Raw genomic sequence first — 19,159 nt, 5'->3', positions numbered from 1 at the left:
CGGAGGTAAAAATGGCTGATTCTCTACTCATTTTCATCAATATAACTATGAGCGTTCTATTATCGGCCGGCTGCAGCTATTTGGCACTGAAGGAAGCGTTCAAGCGAAACGGCCAGAAACAACTGGTAACCAAAAAGGAGTTATGGCTCCCTTCCTTTATTTATACGATTTTTTATTGCCTGCTCCACGCTTCAGTGACGTTGATGGTTTCATACGACATCTTCATCCAGCGGTTCGTCTATTTCGCTCCGATCTTTATCGTGGTTTGCTTTTTCAGCATTTTTCTTTCTCTCCGGCTTTTTCAGGACGTGAATACGGATAAGGTTCACTTCATCAAGGGAGGATTCATTTTTTCCCTGATCATGATGGCGGGGAATTTTGCCACGTATACAGGGTTGATTTATCCTCATGTTGAATTCAAACCGATGTACATAGGGTTGACGATTCTGATGACACTTGGCGTGACGTTTCCTTTTTTCCGGATGCTCCTGCAGCTTAATAATCAGGAAAGCAGTTCCTATGGAGGGAAAACGCACGCATTCTGGAGCTTCATTATGGGGCTTGGTTTCTCAGGAATCACCTATCTGACGGCTTATTCCCTTCTTTCACCGGAGAAATATGGCCCGCAGCTGTCCCGGGTAGAAAACAATCAGATGCTACCCTTCATCATTGAAATGGGCATCCTGCTGGCACTCTGGTTCATCCCGGACCAATTGGCCAATGATTTGCATAAAAAACAGATGAAGGACATTTACGAGAAAGAACAGGAATACAGGTCCTTATATCAGAATAATCTTTCCGCCATTTTTACGTATAATCGGGATGCCGTCATCATAGAGGCCAATAACAGGGCGGCGGAAATGACGGGCTACCCCATCGACATGATGATCGGACAAGGGTTTCATTCGTATGTAATGGAAAAGGATCTGGACCAGATCCAGACCGCTTTCCAAAAATCCCTGATTGGGGAGGCGTCAAAATTCGAAATGAGATTCCCCCACCGGAAAGGGCACATCATGTCCATTCAGGTGATCGTGGTGCCAATTCATCTCAACGGGGAAGTGACGGGTGCACATGTCCTGGCGACGGATATTACGGAGGCGATCCGGGATAAGGAGCAAATCCAGTACCTCGCCTACCATGATGAACTGACCGGATTACCGAACCGGCGCTATTTCAATGAAGAGTTCGAGAAAAAAGTACAGGAGGGGCATGAGCAGATGGCCATCCTGCTACTCGACTTGAACCGTTTTAAAATCGTCAATGACACATTGGGCCATGGATACGGGGATGAGCTCATCTCACGTGTGGGGAAAAGGTGCGTAAAGGTGCTGGGAACGAAAGGCTTCATTGCACGGATGAGCGGTGACGAGTTCATCGTCCTGCTCCCTTCCATCGGATGCCGGAACGATGTCCATAAGGTGGCGGCAGCGATTCATGAAAGTCTGGAGACCCCGTTCGATATAGGGGGCCATGACATCATCACGTCCACTTCCATCGGGATCTCCCTTTACCCTCAAGACGGGCATGATTTGTCCACCCTTTTGAAAAAGGCCGATATCGCCATGTATACGATGAAAAAGAGCGAAGGCGCGTATCAGCTTTTATTTTCCGATCAACTTGAGGAGAAAGGAATCAACCCGATCGAGCTTGAGGAAAACCTGAGAAAAGCGCTGATCAATGAAGAGTTCGAGCTGTATTATCAGCCTCAATTCTCCTTGACGACGAATAAGATCGTCGGGGTGGAAGCATTGGTGAGGTGGAATCATCCAGTAAAAGGACTGATTTCACCCGTCGACTTTATTCCATTAGCTGAAGAAACGGGGCTGATCATTCCACTCGGACACCGCATCCTGATTGAAGCCTGCAAGCAGCTGAAAATCTGGATTCAGGAGGGTCATACGTTCAAGGTCTCAGTCAATGTCTCTTCCCGTCAGTTCCACGATGCTACGTTTGTGGACATGGTGAGGGATGTTCTGAACACTTATGACGTCCCCCCTTCACTCATCGAACTCGAGGTCACGGAAAGCACGACGATGCACCATGTGGAAGAAGCCCTGGCAAAACTGAATGCCCTGCGGGAAATCGGCGTGTCGATCGCCATCGATGATTTCGGCATTGAATACAGCTCGTTAAGCTACCTGCAGAAATTCTCGATTCAAACGTTGAAGATTGATCGTAGCTTCATCATGGGACTGGATGATCATGAGTCCAATAAAGCAATCGTATCCGCGATTCATGCCATGGCCAAGCATTTGAATCTGACCATCGTGGCAGAAGGGGTGGAAACAGAATCACAGTTGGCATGGTTGAAGGAATTGGAATGTGAGTATGCGCAAGGGTATTACTTCAGCAAGCCCGTACCGGGTGGGGAGCTGATGGAGTATATCACGGCGCGTGAAACCCCTTCTGCTGTCGGGTGAAATAACCCCCTGGAGACCTCCAGGGGGTTTCGTTTAGCGTTTATTCATGTAGTGTTCCCTCGCCTTGCTCTGCGTTGAACGTCCAGTTGACCTTCAGGGCGTCTCCCTGGAATTCATTCTGGTCTTCGCCATTATCGACGAATTCGAAAAGGACGAGGATTTTCTCACTGCCGCCAGCAGGGATACCATCGGGAACGACTTCACTGCCAACGAAGGTGTTCATGGCGGTCAGATCCGGTGTCTGATTCTTCAGTTCGAATAGAGATGTTTCCACTACTGGTGAATAGGCGCTTCCTTGATTGTACATGATGGTGACCTTGATATGCTTGGCGAGGTCATCCCCATTGGCCGCACCGTTTTGCATCGCATCCTCCACTGTATAGTTTGTCCCAAGGAGTACTTTGTAGATGTCGAGTGTTCCGTTGTTTTCCAGGGTGAATTCACGCTGGATTTCATCACCCGGCTTGATGTTCTCCACATTCACGACCACTTCAGGATTCACAGCGAGATCCAATGTTCCAGCAGCAAACGTATTCTGCGTCTCAACCGTATCGCTGAAATAAGCGTATGTACCTCCACCCATCAATGAAAACCCCAATGCTGCCGTTAATACTCCCTTGCTTACCTTCTTTGCAAAACTCATATTCTTCTTCCTCCCTTTGTTTTATCTATTTATCAATCTATCATTCGTCACAATCGACAAATAACAGGATCAACCAGTGGTGTTGACTTCAACTTCCTTCAATGTCACAAAAATGGATCGTACCGCTGAAAAAACGAGAAGGAGTCCCGGAATGAATAGTAGAAGGGCAGACCCTACTTTCGAAGACGCATAGTTTACGGCATAGCCCAGATACGGGACGGTGAAATCCGAATAGCTTCCCACGATGTTATGAGTGAGGACATAACCCCGGTCGGGTGCGTCATTGTTGTCCCCTTTTGTGACATAAAGAGTTTGACCATTGCTTTCTTTCATGTCGATGATTCGGTGGGTGATCAACTTATCCTCTGATCGGAAGGTGATGATCTGATTTTTCTTATATTCCCGATCGGCTTTTGCTTTTTCGATCACAATCACCGATCCCGTTTGAAAGGTGGGCTCCATGGAACCCGACAGGACGACCTTAAATTGATGGTTCAGGATCGTTGGCTCTCCTCCCGACGCCCTCGACGATAAGACGATGAAGGCCAGTGAACAGAATAGGATGAAAGTGATGGCGACGGTTATTTTTCTGAGTATGAAGAATGATTGTTTCATTCGGATTCCCCCTCTTGTTTTCCAGCGTCCTCAGAGTCTTTTACCGGGATCATTTCACTCGTGACAGGTCCTGCATCTTCATCCGGTTTCTTCCCTTCGACAGATGTTTCCCCTGCCCCTCGCAAGCTCTCAATATATGATTCAAGCCTGGTGATTTCCCCCTCAGCATCGATGTTCCCCACAAGCTTGTCCACTTTTAAAAATCCTTCTATTACATAGTGAAATTCCTTTGGGTCGTTCAATGCTTCCTGATAATAACTTTCCATTTTGGTATGAAGTGTCTGTAAAGCCTCGTTACCCTTAACTACTTTTCCTTTTAAAAGAAGGGCCTCTTCCAAGTTGAGATCCTCATACCCTCGATACAGCTGCCCAATCTCCTCAGCCTCCACCTTTGCTTCTTGCTCCATCTGCTGAATCGTAGCCGGGAAGACGAATGCCATTGAGTATGCCATGGTGCCGCTCGTTTCCTGAGTGGAAAAAGCCGCTTCTGTTTCCCCCATCAGATGGAGGGTCAATGATAGATTTATACATACTAAACCCGGGATCAAGAGTTTGCCGAAACGCCCTGTCATTTCCTGACGCCTCCTTGGTTGCTTTATTGGTTCTAATCGTAAAATAGCGGTGCCTGCTTGTAAATCGGGTCATTTCCATGTCGAATTCGGGGTTATTTCCAGGGAAATTGTCATTCTTCACGTCCATATCACCGGACAAAGCCATTCCCATTAACCCAATTGACCATGATTTGATTATTCTGAATAATTGGAGGTGTTCTACATTACTTTTCGGAGAGGTGATTGGTTTGAAACAGAAGAAGATGAAGAAGAGAACGATACCCGTGTTGATCGCGACCTCCCTTGCATTAGGGAGTCTGGCGGCACCAGGCTACAATGTGCTGGCGAATGATCAGGTCAAGGGCAGTCCTTCCTACATAGTAGAGTCATGGGATGCCCCTGAAGGATTGTCAAAGCAGGATGTGCTGTATCAGTTCCTGCAGTCCAAAGTGTTACAACCCCAAACGAAGTCAGTTGTATCCATCGAGGCGGCAAAGAACCAATTCAAGATCATTCAAGAGGAAGCCGACAGTAAGCATGGTTCCTATCATTTCAGAACCGTCGAGCAGCTCGGCGGGGTTCCTGTATATGGATCGGAGCAAACCATCGCATTGGATTCAAACAATGATGTGAAAGCCTTCTTCGGAAGTGTTTCTCAAAATCTATCAAAATCTGCTGTCCCTACTGAGGCATCCGTTTCCAAAGAGGAAGCCCTCGAGACAGTAAAAACGAGTATCGACGGGGAAATTGGGAAAGTCTCAGATTATGATGGAATTGAATCGGAACTTATCATCTATCCTCATGAAGGAAAGTATGTTCTATCTTATCTGGTAAAAGCTTCGACGTCCGTCCCAGCACCAGGCTACTTCCACTACTTCGTGGATGCTACGACCGGTGAAGTCATCAACCACTACAACGAGATCCAAGACGCAACGAAAGACTTTAAATCGAGCGGGGAAGTGACACCGAGTTACGTGAAAGCTTCCACAAGGGCCCTCCCTCCTGCCACCCAACCGGTACAGGCCCGGGGAATGGACATGTTTGGGAATCTGCAGACCTTTAACGCTGTAAAAGACATGGCCAATGGCACACATTATCTATTTGACGGGACAAGGGCCAATGGCATTCATACGTTTAAAGCCAACCAGATGCCACCCAATACGTTTATCATTCTATCCGCCCTCTTCGGTTTGACCGGTTTCGAAGTGACAAGTCCGAAAAGCTTTTTCTATGATCCGGCCGCTGTGTCCGCCCATCTCAATGCAGGGAAAGTATTTGATTATTACAAAACGAAGTTCGCTCGTAACTCCTTGGACAACAATGGCATGAAACTCATTTCTACCGTCCATATCGGGGAGAAATGGAACAACGCAGCCTGGAACGGAAAGCAAATGCTGTACGGTGACGGAGACGGTGAGCGGATGATCTCCCTTTCCGGTGGTCTTGATGTCATCGGTCACGAAATGACGCACGGGGTCATAGACCGGACTGCCGACCTTGTTTATAAGAATGAATCGGGTGCCATTAATGAATCCCTTGCAGACATCATGGGGTCTTTTGTAGAGAATAAAACAGGAGACGACCTGTGGCTCCTGGGTGAAGACATTTGGACACCGAACCGCTCCGGCGATGGACTTCGGGACATGAAGGATCCGGCATCCGTATATATCGGTGGATACACGGAATCAGGCTACTACCCTGATCACTATGACGATCGTTATCTTGGGGATCTTGATAATGGCGGTGTGCATATTAACAGCTCCATCAATAATAAAGCCGCTTACCTGTTGACCGATGGCGGAACCCACCATGGCGTGGAAGTGACGGGAATCGGCAAGGCGAAAGCAGAGAAGATCTATTATCGTGCCCTCACTCTTTATTTGACAGCGACATCCGGCTTCAGCGAAATGAGACAAGCAGCCATCCAGGCGGCCAGGGACCTGTATCCTGACCGTAATGGCGAGTCTTCTGCAGAAGTAAAAGCGGTGGAAGCGGCTTATGATGCGGTGGGTGTGGAGTAAGTATAAATGTGGTGCTGATCTTGGTGGGTTTGCAGAGCCTGCCGAGGTCGTTTTTTTTGCTGGGAAGTGGAGTTTTTGAAAAAAATAAGAGTGATGAATATTCCTGGGAAAAGATGTGGGGGAAACCGCTCTTATTCACCAGTTTAAACAGGAATGACCTCATCCAAACAACCCCCAACCTATGTAAATTCTTCGTAAAACCAACCTTTCCCAAGGGATATCCCGCCCCCTCCTCTGATAATATAGAAAGAGATACATATTTTCGGAGGTGTATAGCGTGAATCAACCCGATCTGTCCTTACCGAAGAAGAAAGTAACAAAAGCCATCATCCCGGCAGCAGGACTCGGTACTCGATTTCTCCCGGCCACGAAGGCCCAGCCGAAGGAAATGCTCCCGATCGTAGATAAACCGACCATTCAATACATCATTGAAGAGGCCGTGCATTCCGGGATCACGGATATCATCATCATTACCGGTCGCGGCAAGAGGAGTATCGAGGATCACTTTGATAAATCATATGAATTGGAAGCAACCTTGGAGAAAAAAGAAAAATGGGACGCCCTTGAGGAAGTCCAGTCGATTGCGAATCTGGCAAACATTCACTATATCAGACAGAAAGAGCCCCTCGGGTTGGGTCATGCCGTCCTTTGTGCCCGTTCCTTCATCGGGGATGATCCGTTTGCCGTCATGCTCGGGGACGATATGATCCTATCTGAACAACCGTGTGTCAGTCAGCTGATTGAATCGTTTAATGAGTTTCAAGCGCCGATCATCGGAGTTCAGGAAGTGAAGAATGAAGAAGTATCAAAGTATGGGATTGTCAGCCCTTTCCCAACGGAAATAGCGCAAGATGACCATCTTCACCGAATACGGGGGCTGGTTGAAAAACCTCTTCATCATGAAGCTCCTTCAAACCTGGCAATCATGGGAAGATACATTCTAACTCCTGAGATTTTTTCTTATTTAGATCGATTACAAGCGGGAGCAGGCGGAGAATTTCAGTTGACCGACGCATTAAACCACTATAATCAGGAACACTCCATGTATGCCAAAGTATTTGACGGAGACCGCTATGACATCGGAGATAAGTTCGGCTTCATTAAAGCGACGATTGAGTGTGCAATGAAAAGACCGGAACTCCAATCGTCATTAACCTCATACTTAAAAGAACTGATTGAAAAGGTGGGAACGGAATGAATGTTGCAGTAATCGGGGCAGGCTATGTGGGTCTTGTCACAGGGGCATGCCTGGCGGAGATCGGGCACCACGTCATTTGTCTGGACGCAAACAAAGAAAAAGTGGAGGTGTTAAAGAGGGGAAAGTCCCCCATCTATGAACCGGGATTGGAAGAATTATTGCAAAAGAACATCCAATCCGGCCATTTGTCCTTTACCACAGACTATCACGTTGCCTGTGAGAAAGCTGAAGTCATCATCATTGCCGTGGGAACCCCTTCCCGTCCGGATGGCTCTGCCGATCTGTCCGCCCTTCAGGACGTCGCGGAGAAAATCGGCCTACATGCCCGGGAAACAGGCACGATTGTTGTGACAAAGAGCACCGTTCCCGTAGGGACCAATCGCAAGGTGCAATCCTGGTTGGCCACTCATTCGTCTTCAGCCGCCACGTTCAAGATTGCTTCCAATCCCGAATTTCTAAGAGAAGGATCCGCCATCCATGATACGTTCAATGGTGACCGGATTGTCATCGGTACGGATGATGAAGAGGCTGCCATGAGATTAGAATCTATGGTCGCACCGTTTGGGGTACCGGTTTTACACACCACAATCGAAAGCGCTGAAATGATCAAATATTCCTCCAACGCCTTTTTAGCAACCAAGATCAGCTTCATCAATGAAATCGCGAATTTATGCGAAAAGCTTGGAGCGAACGTAGAAGATGTGGCGAAAGGAATGGGCATGGATCAGCGCATCGGCTCTTCGTTTCTTCAAGCCGGTATAGGCTATGGGGGCTCATGCTTTCCGAAAGACACGAATGCCCTCGTGCAAATGGCTGGGGAAATGGAGCATGACTTCGAATTATTGGAATCTGTCATTCACGTGAATGCCAAACAACAAGTGAAATTGGTTCAAATGGCGAAACAACATATCAAGGACCTGAAAGAAAAGCGGGCAGGGATATTGGGTCTGTCCTTCAAACCCAATACCGATGACATCAGAGAAGCTGCTTCAATGGAAATGATCAAACAGCTGGTGGCTGAAGGAGCAAATCTTACAGTATACGACCCAGTGGCCCTGGAAAATGCGAAGTCAGTTCTTGGATCAAGCGTCACTTACGCCGACAATTGCTTCGAAGCCATCGAGGATCAGGACATGTTGTTTATTGCAACCGAATGGGAAGAGTTTAAAGTGTTACGATTGAAGACCATCGCTAAGCTCATGAAAACCCCCATCCTCTTAGATGGTCGTAATTGTTTTTCCCTGGAGGAGGCGAAGGAAGCCGGAATCCATTATTATTCCATTGGCAGGCCTGCCGTCACTCATACCGCAATGAAAAAACCCCATTCCTGGTGAATGAGGTTTTTTTATTACATTATGACGTTTGATTCAACAGGGATCCCAATTGTAAACGTAGTCCACTGATCATCGGAATGACAGTATATATCCCCGCCATGCTTTTCAATCAATTTTTTACAGATATAAAGGCCGATTCCCGTCCCGAGGTCCTTCGTCGTGTAAAAAGGTTCAAAGATCGCTTCGATGGTTTCTTCTTTGATCTGGGGGCCATTGTTGGAGATGACGAGATTCGCCCTGCCCTCATTTACATCACAGGAGACATTGATCTGCCTGTGCCCTTCCACTTCCTGAAGGGCGTCGATGGAGTTCATGATGAGGTTGAGAAATACCTGCCTTAACTCATCACGGTTTCCGAGCACCTTGATATCTTCCTCACATCGGAAATCGATTGAAACATCTCCATCCAGGAGGCTCGGATACAGGAACTCGATGGTTTCTTCCAAGTGATCGGTCAGGATGATTTCTTCCCTTGTACTATCGATTATATCTTTTCTCGATACGTGGAGGAATTGAGAAATGCGGTAATTCAATTGCTCGAGCTCATGCTGCATGATATCCAGGTACGGAAGATCAGGATAGCCGTTCTGCAGGAGCTTGGTGAAACCGATGATGGACGTCAGGGGGTTCCGGAATTCGTGAACGAAGCTTGAGCTCATCTGACCGAGGATCGTCAAGCGTTCCTTGTGGGTTTGATCGATATACAGTTCCTTCTCTTGAAGCTCCTGCTCTTTGATTTCCGTATATTTTCTGACGGCAAGATAGGAAAAGCGGTCAAATAGCGAATTGATATCTTCAATCAAGGGCTGCAATTCCCGCAGTTCGATTCCAGAATTACTCACCCATTTGATGATGATACTCTTGCCAATATTCACGTTGTATACAAATTCGCTTATATTTACGTTGGCATTGACCCGTTCCTGGGCCGTCTTGTTGGCAAGTGTGGTGATTTCTTCTTCCGTGAGGGGCTTCACAATCGCACGCTTCACTAATTGAAACATCTTCACACCATTATTCAATACTTCTTCTTTATATATATCATTATCTGAAATGACGATACTTTTGCGCCAATTATGTAGAAATTCGTCTGAATGATCTTCCAGGTATTGTATCAGCATGATTGAAGCACTAGTCATTGATTGGCATTCCCTTCATTCCGGTTATTGTCGAAATATTCGTTGATAATATCATAACAGAAAAATGGGGGAATTTAATGAGTATATTTAAATATGTCATGAAAAGAGGCACATGGCTTTTGATTCCTCGTTGAAAATGAAAAAGAGCATGAGAAGGTCCCCACGCTCTTTTACTACTAGTTTAGAAGGTCCGTCCCTCTGACCAATCGGAGCTTTTGACCTGGTTGGATCCATTCCAGTAAAAGAAGATCTTTGTCACACACTCTCCCTATCACATTGACTGCAGGGTTCCTCTCCAGGTCACGTCGAACAATCTGCATTTCACCCTTGTACCGCCCATACAGATCATTATCCTGTGTAATCGCACCCCGCGGCCGCTCCCCGGTATGTTGTGGAGGGAGCTCACTTTCCGTCCTTGTGTCCAACAACCGAAACACATCCCGGCCCGGATCCGGTCTGAGCTGATACTCCCCTTCGATTTTACCGCTTCCACTGTAAGAGAGCTGGATGACATCCTCCTGATCAAAGCGTACAAGTTTTTCAAGCAATCCTTCAGAACAGCCTGGATCGCCAACGAATATACCCGTCACGCCCCACCGCTTCAATTGTACGGCACTGACGTAAGGACTTTGACCACGGTGGTCTTCCAAAGTGGGAAGGCCCAGATGAAGAGGGCCTCGCTTCTTTTCATCGCCTGGTATGAACGCATAGACGGGAATGCCGAGCGTATCATACAGATGTTGCTGCTTCAGAAAATACTCCTCATCCAGCCCCGTTTCGGGTTTCGGATAAAAATTATGCCAGGCAATCATGCTCCCTGTTTCCAGGCCGCAATCGATCCACCGTTGCAGTTCTTTTTCTCCAACGGTACTGGCATTGATGGCGATCCGAAACTGACGGGATAACTCGAGCATTTCATCCGTCGTGAATCCATCGTCCAGTCTCAGGGACGTGACGCCCAGTTCCTTCAGCTCTTCAAAATGATGAAGCCCTAACAAGGCAGGTGTCTTTTTCGATACATCGGCAAATACCTGGAACCCTTCCTTTTTAAAAAGGGAGAGTAGATCCCTCACCCGCTTACGGCTGATCCCTGATTCTTCCGGAATATGAAGAGAGGTAAAAGCGAGCTTGACACCGGATGAAGAGGCACGAAGAATCCTCTCTTCGGCATCTTCATCAGACAGATAAACGGAAATTCCAATCATTCAAACTCACTCGCCATTTCATCCTTGAACCCGAACAGGTACGTCAAAGCAAATCCTGCCCCATAAGCAATCAATAGTCCGAGAGTATAGTAGAGAATCTCCCCTGCATTGACCAGGAAGATCAACGGCAGACCGGATACACCGATGGCAAACGTCGCCACATCGAAGTACGCCTGGAAGGCCCCACCGAATCCTGCACCTAAACAAGCAGTCAGGAACGGACGGCCTAAAGGAAGAGTCACACCGAAGATAAGCGGCTCACCGATTCCAAGCATCCCCGCAGGAAGCGCCCCGCCGATTGCCCGCTTCAGCTTCTTCTTCTTCGTTTTCACGAAGATGGCAAATGCCGCTCCAACCTGACCGGCTCCACCCATAGCAAGGATCGGCAGCAACGGGTCGTCCCCGATTGTATTGATCAGTTCCAAATGTACAGGCGTCAATCCTTGGTGCAAGCCTGTCACGACAAGAGGCAGGAAGGTTGCGCCAAGGACGAATCCGGCAACAAGGCCACCCATGTCAATAAGAGATAGAAGACCATTGGTAATAATGTCTGAAATAAAACCGCCGACCGGCATAAATACCGTGTACGTCAATAAGCCTGTAACCAATAACGCGATCGTAGGCGTCACGATGATATCGATTGCCTGTGGAATGACCTTTCGAACGTTCTTTTCAACAAATGCCATGAAGATGGCGGCAATCAAGACACCGATCAATCCGCCCCGTCCAGGCAGTAGATTTTCCCCGAACAGTGTCACATCACCAATCGCCGGATTGATGATCAGGATCCCGGCCAAGCCACCGAGTGCCGCCGAGCCCCCGAATTCCTTCGCCGCATTCATCCCGACAAGGATACCGAGGTAACCGAATAATCCACTACCAATGATGGAAAGCATCATGACAAGCTGGGATTCCCCGCTCAGCCAGCCTGCCTGCACGAAGAATTTCGTGAACCCGGTGATCAATCCTGACGCAATCAGCGCAGGGATCAGGGGAATGAAGATATTCGCCACGCGTCTTAGAAGCAACTTGAATGGTGTCGCGTTCTTTTTCTTCAGATCAGCCTTTTGCTCCGCTGCACGGGCCTTCAGGTCAATATCTCCTTTTGTTTCGGCAACCAGCTTCCCGAATTCCTCCGTCACCTTATTGACCTTCCCCGGTCCCAGGATGACCTGATACGTTTCATCCTCTACAAATCCAAGGACACCCTCGGTTTTTTTGATTTCTGCTTTCTGAATGAGTTCTTCGTCGTACACTTTCACTCTTAATCTCGTCATGCAATGTTCATAGCTTGCGATATTATCAGCACCGCCAAACCGTTCCAATAGGACTCCAGCCAGTTCTTTATTCGTCAATTTCACCTTCCCCTTTCGTTCCTTTTATCTATTGAGTGTCCCTCCCATTTAATGTCTATGAATGGGACGGGACAGGTACCCCTATACAAATAGACTATTTTTCAATGGCCAGGCGTACATAGCCGTTGGCATCTTCCAGGCGGCTCTTCGCTTCTTGGTATCCGCAGCCGAGGGTAATCATCACAATCGAAGGTTTCACTTCGTTATTTGCCTTTTTCAAAGTCGCTGCGGCTGTTTCTTTATCAGCACCCGTGATGCTCTCTATGATGCCGATCGCCCGCTGTTCTAGCTTGTAGTTACTGATATTCACATCCACCATCAGATTTCCGTAGGCCTTCCCAAGCTTGATCATACTTGCTGTGGAGATCATATTCAGGACCATTTTCTGAGCCGTCCCCGCTTTTAACCGGGTGGATCCCGTCAATGCTTCGGGACCTGCATCTACTTCGATCGCATGCTCTGCCTCTGCAGAGATTTTAGATCCTGTGTTACAGGAAAGAGACACCGTGGTGGCACCAAGTTCCCTCGCGTATTTCAGTCCACCGATGACATAAGGGGTACGCCCGCTTGCTGCGATCCCGACAACGGTATCCAGAGGAGTCAGTCCGATTTCTTTCAGGTCGGACACTCCTAATCCCTCATCATCCTCGGCTCCTTCCACCGCTTTCACGAACGCTTTCTCACCGCCGGCAATCAATCCGACGACGACGTCACTGTCCACGCTGAACGTCGGCGGGCATTCCACTGCATCCAGGACACCGAGCCTTCCGCTGGTGCCGGCGCCTATATAGATCAATCTTCCGCCTTGTGAGATCGATGTCACGACTTTATCGACGACTTCTTCTATTTGTGGGATGACGAGCCGGACTGCTTCCGCCACCTTCTGATCTTCCTCATTCATCATGTGAAGAATCTCGCCGGTACTCGCTGTATCAATCCCGAGCGTATTCTGGTTCACCTTCTCTGTTGATAATTCAAAAACATTATCTTCTTTCACAAGTCATTCCTCCCAGAAATCTGTATGCGTTTTCATTAACTCTATTATACTCGTTTATAAAATAATATTTCAATTACATTTTATATTATATGAAATTAAATTTTAGGATAGACCATTGTTTTTGATGGGAATAGTGGGGAAGTTTTCTATTTTAATAGTTATCCCTTGATAACCCTTGTTGATGAAAAGGAGAGTGCTGGTTGATTTCCGCTGCAGGTGCTCGCTTTCCGCGGGGCGTGAGTTGAGCCTCCTCTGGCATTGCCCTACGGGGTTTTAACTTTCCCACTATTCCAGCACCTTCCGCTCCAATCAACTCATGAGCATAAAAAATATAGTAAAAATAACATAAGTTTCAAAGATCATCAAAACCATACCAGTTAACAGATCATTATTAGGTTCAATTATGTAACATCCTCATCAAATAGACCCAATTTATTCAAACAACGACAAATAGGAGTTGGAACACGTTTCCTACTCCTGTTTTTTTATATTCGATTGTTTGCTATCTTCTGGAAGTCCGTCCCTCAAAAATCGGCGCCAAGTTCGTCCGGGTTGTGAAGGTATGAGTGGAATCCAGGCAGGTAGAGTCCGGTTTCGTTGTGGTTCATGTATGAGATTGTCGGGATGGTGGAGAAATGTGTCATGGTGATGGCTGCCCTTTCCCTTTGTTTTGTGATGACGCTTTCTGAGCAGTTGATTTCAAGCTCTTCTCCGTTCGTAAAATGCACATAGGTTTTTCCTTCTTTGGTGGAGGTTGATTCGATATGCTGGCAGAACAGCCATATGCAATCATAATCGGTCGGGGCCTTGGTGGGTATCGCATAGATGTATTGCTGCGGGCAGATCATGAGAGGTGTTTTTCTAAGGTAGTCGAATGCATGCCGGACGGCTTTGATCCTTCCGTCGTAGGTGGATCTGTATGCCATACAGGATTCGTCCAGAATCTCCATGGAGGACTTTCCACTGTACGTCTTTCTCCTATCAAAGTCATGGACAACCGACTGATGACCCCCATCATACGCGGGACAAATTGCCACAGTCCTTCGAGTAACCATTTCTTTTAAACCTTTCAAATCAAACACCATCCTTTTTCCTTTTTATCATTAGCCTCTATTATCAGAATTTTCTTAGATATGAGACTTTATTACTATTATATACCAATCCCAGGATATTTCCATTTATATTTGTTGTTTTTTAAGAAAAATCTCACAATTTGAAGAAATGAGTATGATTTCGTCGAAATTACTCCTTAGTCCATTCCAATTGACATACTTATTATGGTATATTTTTCATAGTATATTTGTAAGTTCCTTTATGGTGAAAGGGGAAAAATGGCTTGTTAAATGTTATTAATCTTCTAAGAAAATCGCAAAATGATTCAGTTGATGACGAACATCTGATGAATATGTATGAGTTGTTGTTCCACCACTATCCTGATCCCGTTTATATTCTGGATATTGACGGTCATATCATCGCGTCAAATTCAGCATCCAAGATTTTGTGTGGGAAAAAGGTTCGAAATATTCAGCAATTCATTGCAAACTGTGTACCTCAACCGTATATCCCTACTACTCTCGATCATTACACGAAAGCTGTAAATGGCGAATACCAGCAGTATCATAGTGTACATATTCTCAAGGACGGACAGCTCATGGATACAAGTGTCCACCTTCAGCCCCTATTCAATCAAAACGAAATTTTTGGTGTTGTGCTTCTGATTAGTGATGTCACCGAAGTGGAAGCCCAGAAAGCGATTCTTTCAAAGCTTGAAATGAACGTCCATAACGTAGAAGAGCTGGTGGACATCGGTACGTGGGACTTTGATATTGTCGAAAACAAAGCGTTGTGGTCTGATCACATGTACACCCTGTTTGATTTGGATGTAAACGAGGTCCCTACCTATGAGAAAGTGTATGAACGAATCCATCCCGATGACCGGGAAAACTTCCATTCACATTATAAAAAAGCCATTGAAGACAAGTCCACCTTCAGTATTTCCTATCGCATCATAAAGAAAGACGGTTCAGAACGGGTATTGAATCAGTATGCCGATGTCCTCCTTGATGAGAACAGGCGTCCGGTCCGCATGATCGGGACGTCCCATGATATTACGGAACAAGTTCAGATCCAAACGAAAATGGAAGAGCAAGAAGAGCATGTAAAGAAAATCTACAATAACCTGGACGCAGGGATCTGGTCCATGGATGTACGAGAGAACAAAGTACTGTTTACTTCGACAGGGATTGAGAGCATATCCGGCTACAACTCCAGGGAGTTTGTAGAAGGATCGATTGTATGGGCTGACCTCATTTATTCCGACGATCTTTCCTATTATCATTCAAGGCAGGAAACCCTCTCGACGGCCAAGCCACCGAAAGGACGCTACCGTATCACGCATAAGAACGGTAGTATACGCTGGATAGAAGATAATACGATACCCGTCTTTGATCATGAGGGAGCACTCATCCGACTGGACGGGATCATCACAGACGTCACAGAACAGATTAAATCAGAAGAAGCCATGGCCCACCTCGCCTATCATGACTACTTAACCGGTCTTCCCAATCGACGGATGTTTGAAAACGAGCTGGGTGACCTCCTTGAGAGCGCGCGCATATTACAGAAACCGTTTGCCGTCTTGTACATCGATATGGATGGCTTTAAACGCATCAATGACACCCTGGGTCATCTAAAGGGCGATGTTTTATTAAAAGAGATTTCCAACCGACTGCGTGAAAATACCCCTGACATTGATCTTGTTGCTCGAATGGGAGGCGATGAATTCACCATCCTCCTTCGTCACATCAGGGATACAGAAGAAGCCGTGTCGTTTGCCCAGAGGTTGATCACATCATTGGAAGAACCCTTCTTCATCTCAGATTATGAGTTATTTGTTACAGCAAGCATTGGAATGACCGTCTATCCAATCGACGGGGAAGACTCAGAGACTCTCATAAGCAGGGCAGATACCGCTCTGTACCGAGCGAAGGAAATGGGAAAAAACAATTTTCAAATCTATACTTCTTCAATGAACATCGAATCTTATAAACTATTTCAGCTAGAAAAGGATCTTCGGAAGGCGATTAAAAATAATGAACTCCTTCTGCACTACCAGCCAAAGGTGGATACCAATACAGGTAGACTCCTGGGAGCAGAAGCGTTGATCAGATGGCAGCACCCTGAGTGGGGACTCGTTTCCCCTCATGAATTCATTCCCATCGCTGAAGAAAACGGACTTATCATTTCGATCACTGATTGGGTGATCCAGACAGTATGCGAACAAATAAGAGAATGGGAACGTTCAAATGTCCGCGCTGTTCCGGTATCCATTAACATGTCACCCAAACGTTTTCTGCGGAATGACTGGATGCAAACCATTCTCACTATCATAGAGGAAACCGGAGTGGATCCCTCCCTTCTCGATCTTGAAATTACCGAAAGTGTCCTGATCCAGAACGAAGAGTCGTTCATTTCAGCAGTGGAAAGGTTGAAAGAGATTGGCATACAATTTTCCCTGGATGACTTTGGAACCGGATTCTCTTCCCTTTTATATTTGAAGAAATTCAAGGTAGATACCGTAAAGATAGATCGGAGTTTCATCCGGGACTACCTGAACGAAAGTGATGCCGAGATTACGAAATCGATCATTCACTTGGCACATGGATTGCATTTAAACGTGGTGGCTGAAGGCGTGGAAACAGATGATCAGCGAACCTTCCTGGAGCAGCAGGGCTGCGACATCATACAAGGGTACTTGTTCAGTAAACCGGTCCCTGCTGAAGACTTTCTCGCCTATTTACGAAACCCGGTTTTATCAACCGAGCAAACTCAGCCTCTCATCCCTGTCGAGGAAAGACGGGAAGTATTCAGAATTGACTTCACATATCCTTTAAGCACGGACATGACAATTGCAAGCGTGAATGGAAAGCAGGCATTGGTGGGTACAACAGAAGTGTTGGTAGAGAATATGGGACCCGGTGGACTGCGCTTCCTGACTCATTTGCGGTTGCCTGTATCACCTGGGATCACTTTTGATTTTCACACACATATACTCGGTGAATCAGTCAACCTTCCAGGAAAAATTGTGTGGAAGCAGGAAAAGGGGTCGGACTTCTTCTTATACGGAGTACAATTCCTCCTCACCCCTTCAGAGCAGACGACATTGACTAAGCTGTTGAATAAATTATCCATTGAGGTGGTGAAGACGCCTACTCCTGGAGGGTGCAAGTTTATTCAGGCAGATGGGGTAGATTACTTAAAGGATCACTTCATAAAAGAGTAATCAGATATAAACCTCAAAGGTTCCTTTATAAAAATTATTCGCTTTCTTTTTAAAAAAGGACTTTATTCTCATTATTCTTTCTGCTAGCATACTTTAAAGTAATTAGGTGCAATGATTAGAGCATTTGGGAGAATTTATACCCGTGCAAAATCACCTATCAAATTTCAAATATAAAATAAAAGTGGAATTCGAATACACGAATTCCACTTTTTACACATCGACATCATGTTGCAATTAATGATATAAAGAAGAGGTACGATAAGACTTTGGGTTGTAAGCTAGCTACTTACTCCCTTACTAAGATATTGATTTTGGGTAAGTCAATATCTTAAACTCATAGAAAAAGGATGCGGACTTTAGTTCGCATCCTTTTTTCTTTCTACATAGCTGTTCCAGTCAAGTAAATCAATTACATGTTTCCCTGGAAAAAGTATTTCGTATCGCTCTTTCGTATTCATCTTGTTGAATCCTGGATTTCGCATATTTTTTCGTTACATTAATGTCTTTGTGCCCGGCAAGCTTTGAGACGATTTCCAAGCTGACACCTTTATCAATTAATTGCTGACAAAATGTATGTCGCAGCTTTTGAGCATTGACTCCATATTTTTTCAACATATACTGAACAGAACGCTCCGTCATTCTTTCATTAGATTTAGAAACAAATAGAGCTTCCTCCTTTTTATTAAATGGTAAATAATTTAATAAATGATATTTCAACTCATCCGACAGAGGAATGACTCTCTTATCATTAGTAGCAGAAATAACCGAAAGTTGATTAAGCTGTAAATCAAGATTAGATTTATTTAGCCCACATAACTCAGATACACGAATTCCTGTATGAAGCAACATATACACAATAGCAGTATTTCTTTCGTTCTCATTTTCTTTCACTTCTGATAACAATTGATCACACTCCGGCAGTGACAGAACCTCAATTTCATCTTTCTTAATACCTTGTTTCATTCTTATATCTAACGTAATTTCCGGTTTCTTCAAGTATTTTGCAAAAGTCCTTATCACTCCAAGAATCTTGTCATTCGTAGTGGGACTCTTACCCTTATCTTCTAAGAACAAGATGAATTCCTGAACATCCTCTTGTGTAATATTCATAAGTTCTTTATGAGTGGTGTGTAACCACTCCTCAAACTTTTTAAGTTCCTGATGGTAAGTCGAGATGGTATTTGATGATTTCCCTTCATGTTCAAGCCATGTTAAAAATTGATCAATAGTAGCACTAGAAGACTCTTGCAAGTGTACCACCCTTTCGAGTCAAACCTCTTTTTACTAATATCGTAGAACTAATAGAGGAAGAAGTCAACTTCTCCGAATGTAAACGCGGAGAAATCAGACAAATCTTTATGTTCTTCGAACTTCAAATCAAAACAAAAAAAGAGTAACT

At 45.7% G+C, this 19,159-nt stretch carries 14 protein-coding genes; 5 read left to right on the top strand and 9 right to left on the bottom strand.

The window, feature by feature from the left end:
- The first annotated feature begins 11 nt into the window (after positions 1-11).
- Positions 12-2,423, top strand: coding sequence for a putative bifunctional diguanylate cyclase/phosphodiesterase (locus tag BVI01S_RS12610; RefSeq protein WP_061810390.1), 2,412 nt, complete (start codon positions 12-14; stop codon positions 2,421-2,423).
- A 40-nt stretch (positions 2,424-2,463) separates the two neighbouring features.
- Here the strand turns inward: BVI01S_RS12610 and BVI01S_RS12605 are convergent, their stop codons facing one another.
- From BVI01S_RS12605 to BVI01S_RS12595, 3 genes are all read right to left on the bottom strand, one after another.
- On the bottom strand, positions 2,464-3,066 hold the full coding sequence (locus BVI01S_RS12605) for a TasA family protein (protein ID WP_061810389.1): 603 nt from the start codon (positions 3,064-3,066) through the stop codon (positions 2,464-2,466).
- 69 nt (positions 3,067-3,135) lie between these two features.
- Positions 3,136-3,681 (bottom strand): signal peptidase I SipW, encoded by a 546-nt coding sequence (gene sipW, locus BVI01S_RS12600; protein WP_061810388.1) that lies wholly within the window; start codon positions 3,679-3,681, stop codon positions 3,136-3,138.
- The gene (locus BVI01S_RS12595) at positions 3,678-4,253 is read right to left on the bottom strand and encodes a hypothetical protein (RefSeq protein ID WP_061810387.1); all 576 of its coding nucleotides are present in this window, start codon (positions 4,251-4,253) and stop codon (positions 3,678-3,680) included. The genes sipW and BVI01S_RS12595 overlap by 4 nt, the downstream gene beginning before the upstream one ends.
- 242 nt (positions 4,254-4,495) lie before the next feature.
- On the opposite strand from BVI01S_RS12595, the gene BVI01S_RS12590 reads away from it, so the two are divergent.
- From BVI01S_RS12590 to BVI01S_RS12575, 3 genes are all read left to right on the top strand, one after another.
- Complete coding sequence (locus BVI01S_RS12590) at positions 4,496-6,253, top strand: M4 family metallopeptidase (protein ID WP_082804731.1); 1,758 nt, start codon at positions 4,496-4,498, stop codon at positions 6,251-6,253.
- A gap of 277 nt (positions 6,254-6,530) precedes the next feature.
- Positions 6,531-7,451, top strand: coding sequence for a UTP--glucose-1-phosphate uridylyltransferase GalU (gene galU, locus BVI01S_RS12580; protein WP_244886936.1), 921 nt, complete (start codon positions 6,531-6,533; stop codon positions 7,449-7,451).
- Positions 7,448-8,785, top strand: a complete 1,338-nt coding sequence (locus BVI01S_RS12575; RefSeq protein ID WP_061810385.1) for a UDP-glucose dehydrogenase family protein — start codon at positions 7,448-7,450, stop codon at positions 8,783-8,785. The genes galU and BVI01S_RS12575 overlap by 4 nt, the downstream gene beginning before the upstream one ends.
- 14 nt (positions 8,786-8,799) lie before the next feature.
- On the opposite strand, the gene BVI01S_RS12570 is transcribed toward BVI01S_RS12575, so the two are convergent.
- From BVI01S_RS12570 to BVI01S_RS12550, 5 genes are all read right to left on the bottom strand, one after another.
- Positions 8,800-9,921, bottom strand: coding sequence for a histidine kinase N-terminal domain-containing protein (locus BVI01S_RS12570; protein ID WP_061810384.1), 1,122 nt, complete (start codon positions 9,919-9,921; stop codon positions 8,800-8,802).
- A gap of 176 nt (positions 9,922-10,097) precedes the next feature.
- Complete coding sequence (locus BVI01S_RS12565) at positions 10,098-11,126, bottom strand: MupG family TIM beta-alpha barrel fold protein (protein WP_061810383.1); 1,029 nt, start codon at positions 11,124-11,126, stop codon at positions 10,098-10,100.
- Positions 11,123-12,481, bottom strand: coding sequence for a PTS transporter subunit EIIC (locus tag BVI01S_RS12560; protein ID WP_439951112.1), 1,359 nt, complete (start codon positions 12,479-12,481; stop codon positions 11,123-11,125). The genes BVI01S_RS12565 and BVI01S_RS12560 overlap by 4 nt, the downstream gene beginning before the upstream one ends.
- A gap of 94 nt (positions 12,482-12,575) precedes the next feature.
- Positions 12,576-13,478: an N-acetylmuramic acid 6-phosphate etherase gene (murQ, locus tag BVI01S_RS12555; protein WP_061810381.1), complete on the bottom strand. Its 903-nt coding sequence runs from the start codon at positions 13,476-13,478 to the stop codon at positions 12,576-12,578.
- A 524-nt stretch (positions 13,479-14,002) separates the two neighbouring features.
- Positions 14,003-14,551, bottom strand: coding sequence for a competence protein ComK (locus BVI01S_RS12550; RefSeq protein ID WP_167562117.1), 549 nt, complete (start codon positions 14,549-14,551; stop codon positions 14,003-14,005).
- Between the two features lie 263 nt (positions 14,552-14,814).
- On the opposite strand from BVI01S_RS12550, the gene BVI01S_RS12545 reads away from it, so the two are divergent.
- Positions 14,815-17,760 (top strand): EAL domain-containing protein, encoded by a 2,946-nt coding sequence (locus BVI01S_RS12545; RefSeq protein ID WP_061810379.1) that lies wholly within the window; start codon positions 14,815-14,817, stop codon positions 17,758-17,760.
- A gap of 405 nt (positions 17,761-18,165) precedes the next feature.
- Here the strand turns inward: BVI01S_RS12545 and BVI01S_RS12540 are convergent, their stop codons facing one another.
- Positions 18,166-19,011, bottom strand: a complete 846-nt coding sequence (locus BVI01S_RS12540; protein ID WP_061810378.1) for a tyrosine-type recombinase/integrase — start codon at positions 19,009-19,011, stop codon at positions 18,166-18,168.
- Positions 19,012-19,159 lie beyond the last annotated feature (148 nt).

The organism is Rossellomorea vietnamensis NBRC 101237 (assembly GCF_001591825.1).
Taxonomy (GTDB): domain Bacteria; phylum Bacillota; class Bacilli; order Bacillales; family Bacillaceae_B; genus Rossellomorea; species Rossellomorea vietnamensis.
The sequence above is the reverse complement of the archived record's forward strand: the minus strand, read 5'-3'. Positions and strand labels throughout refer to the sequence as shown.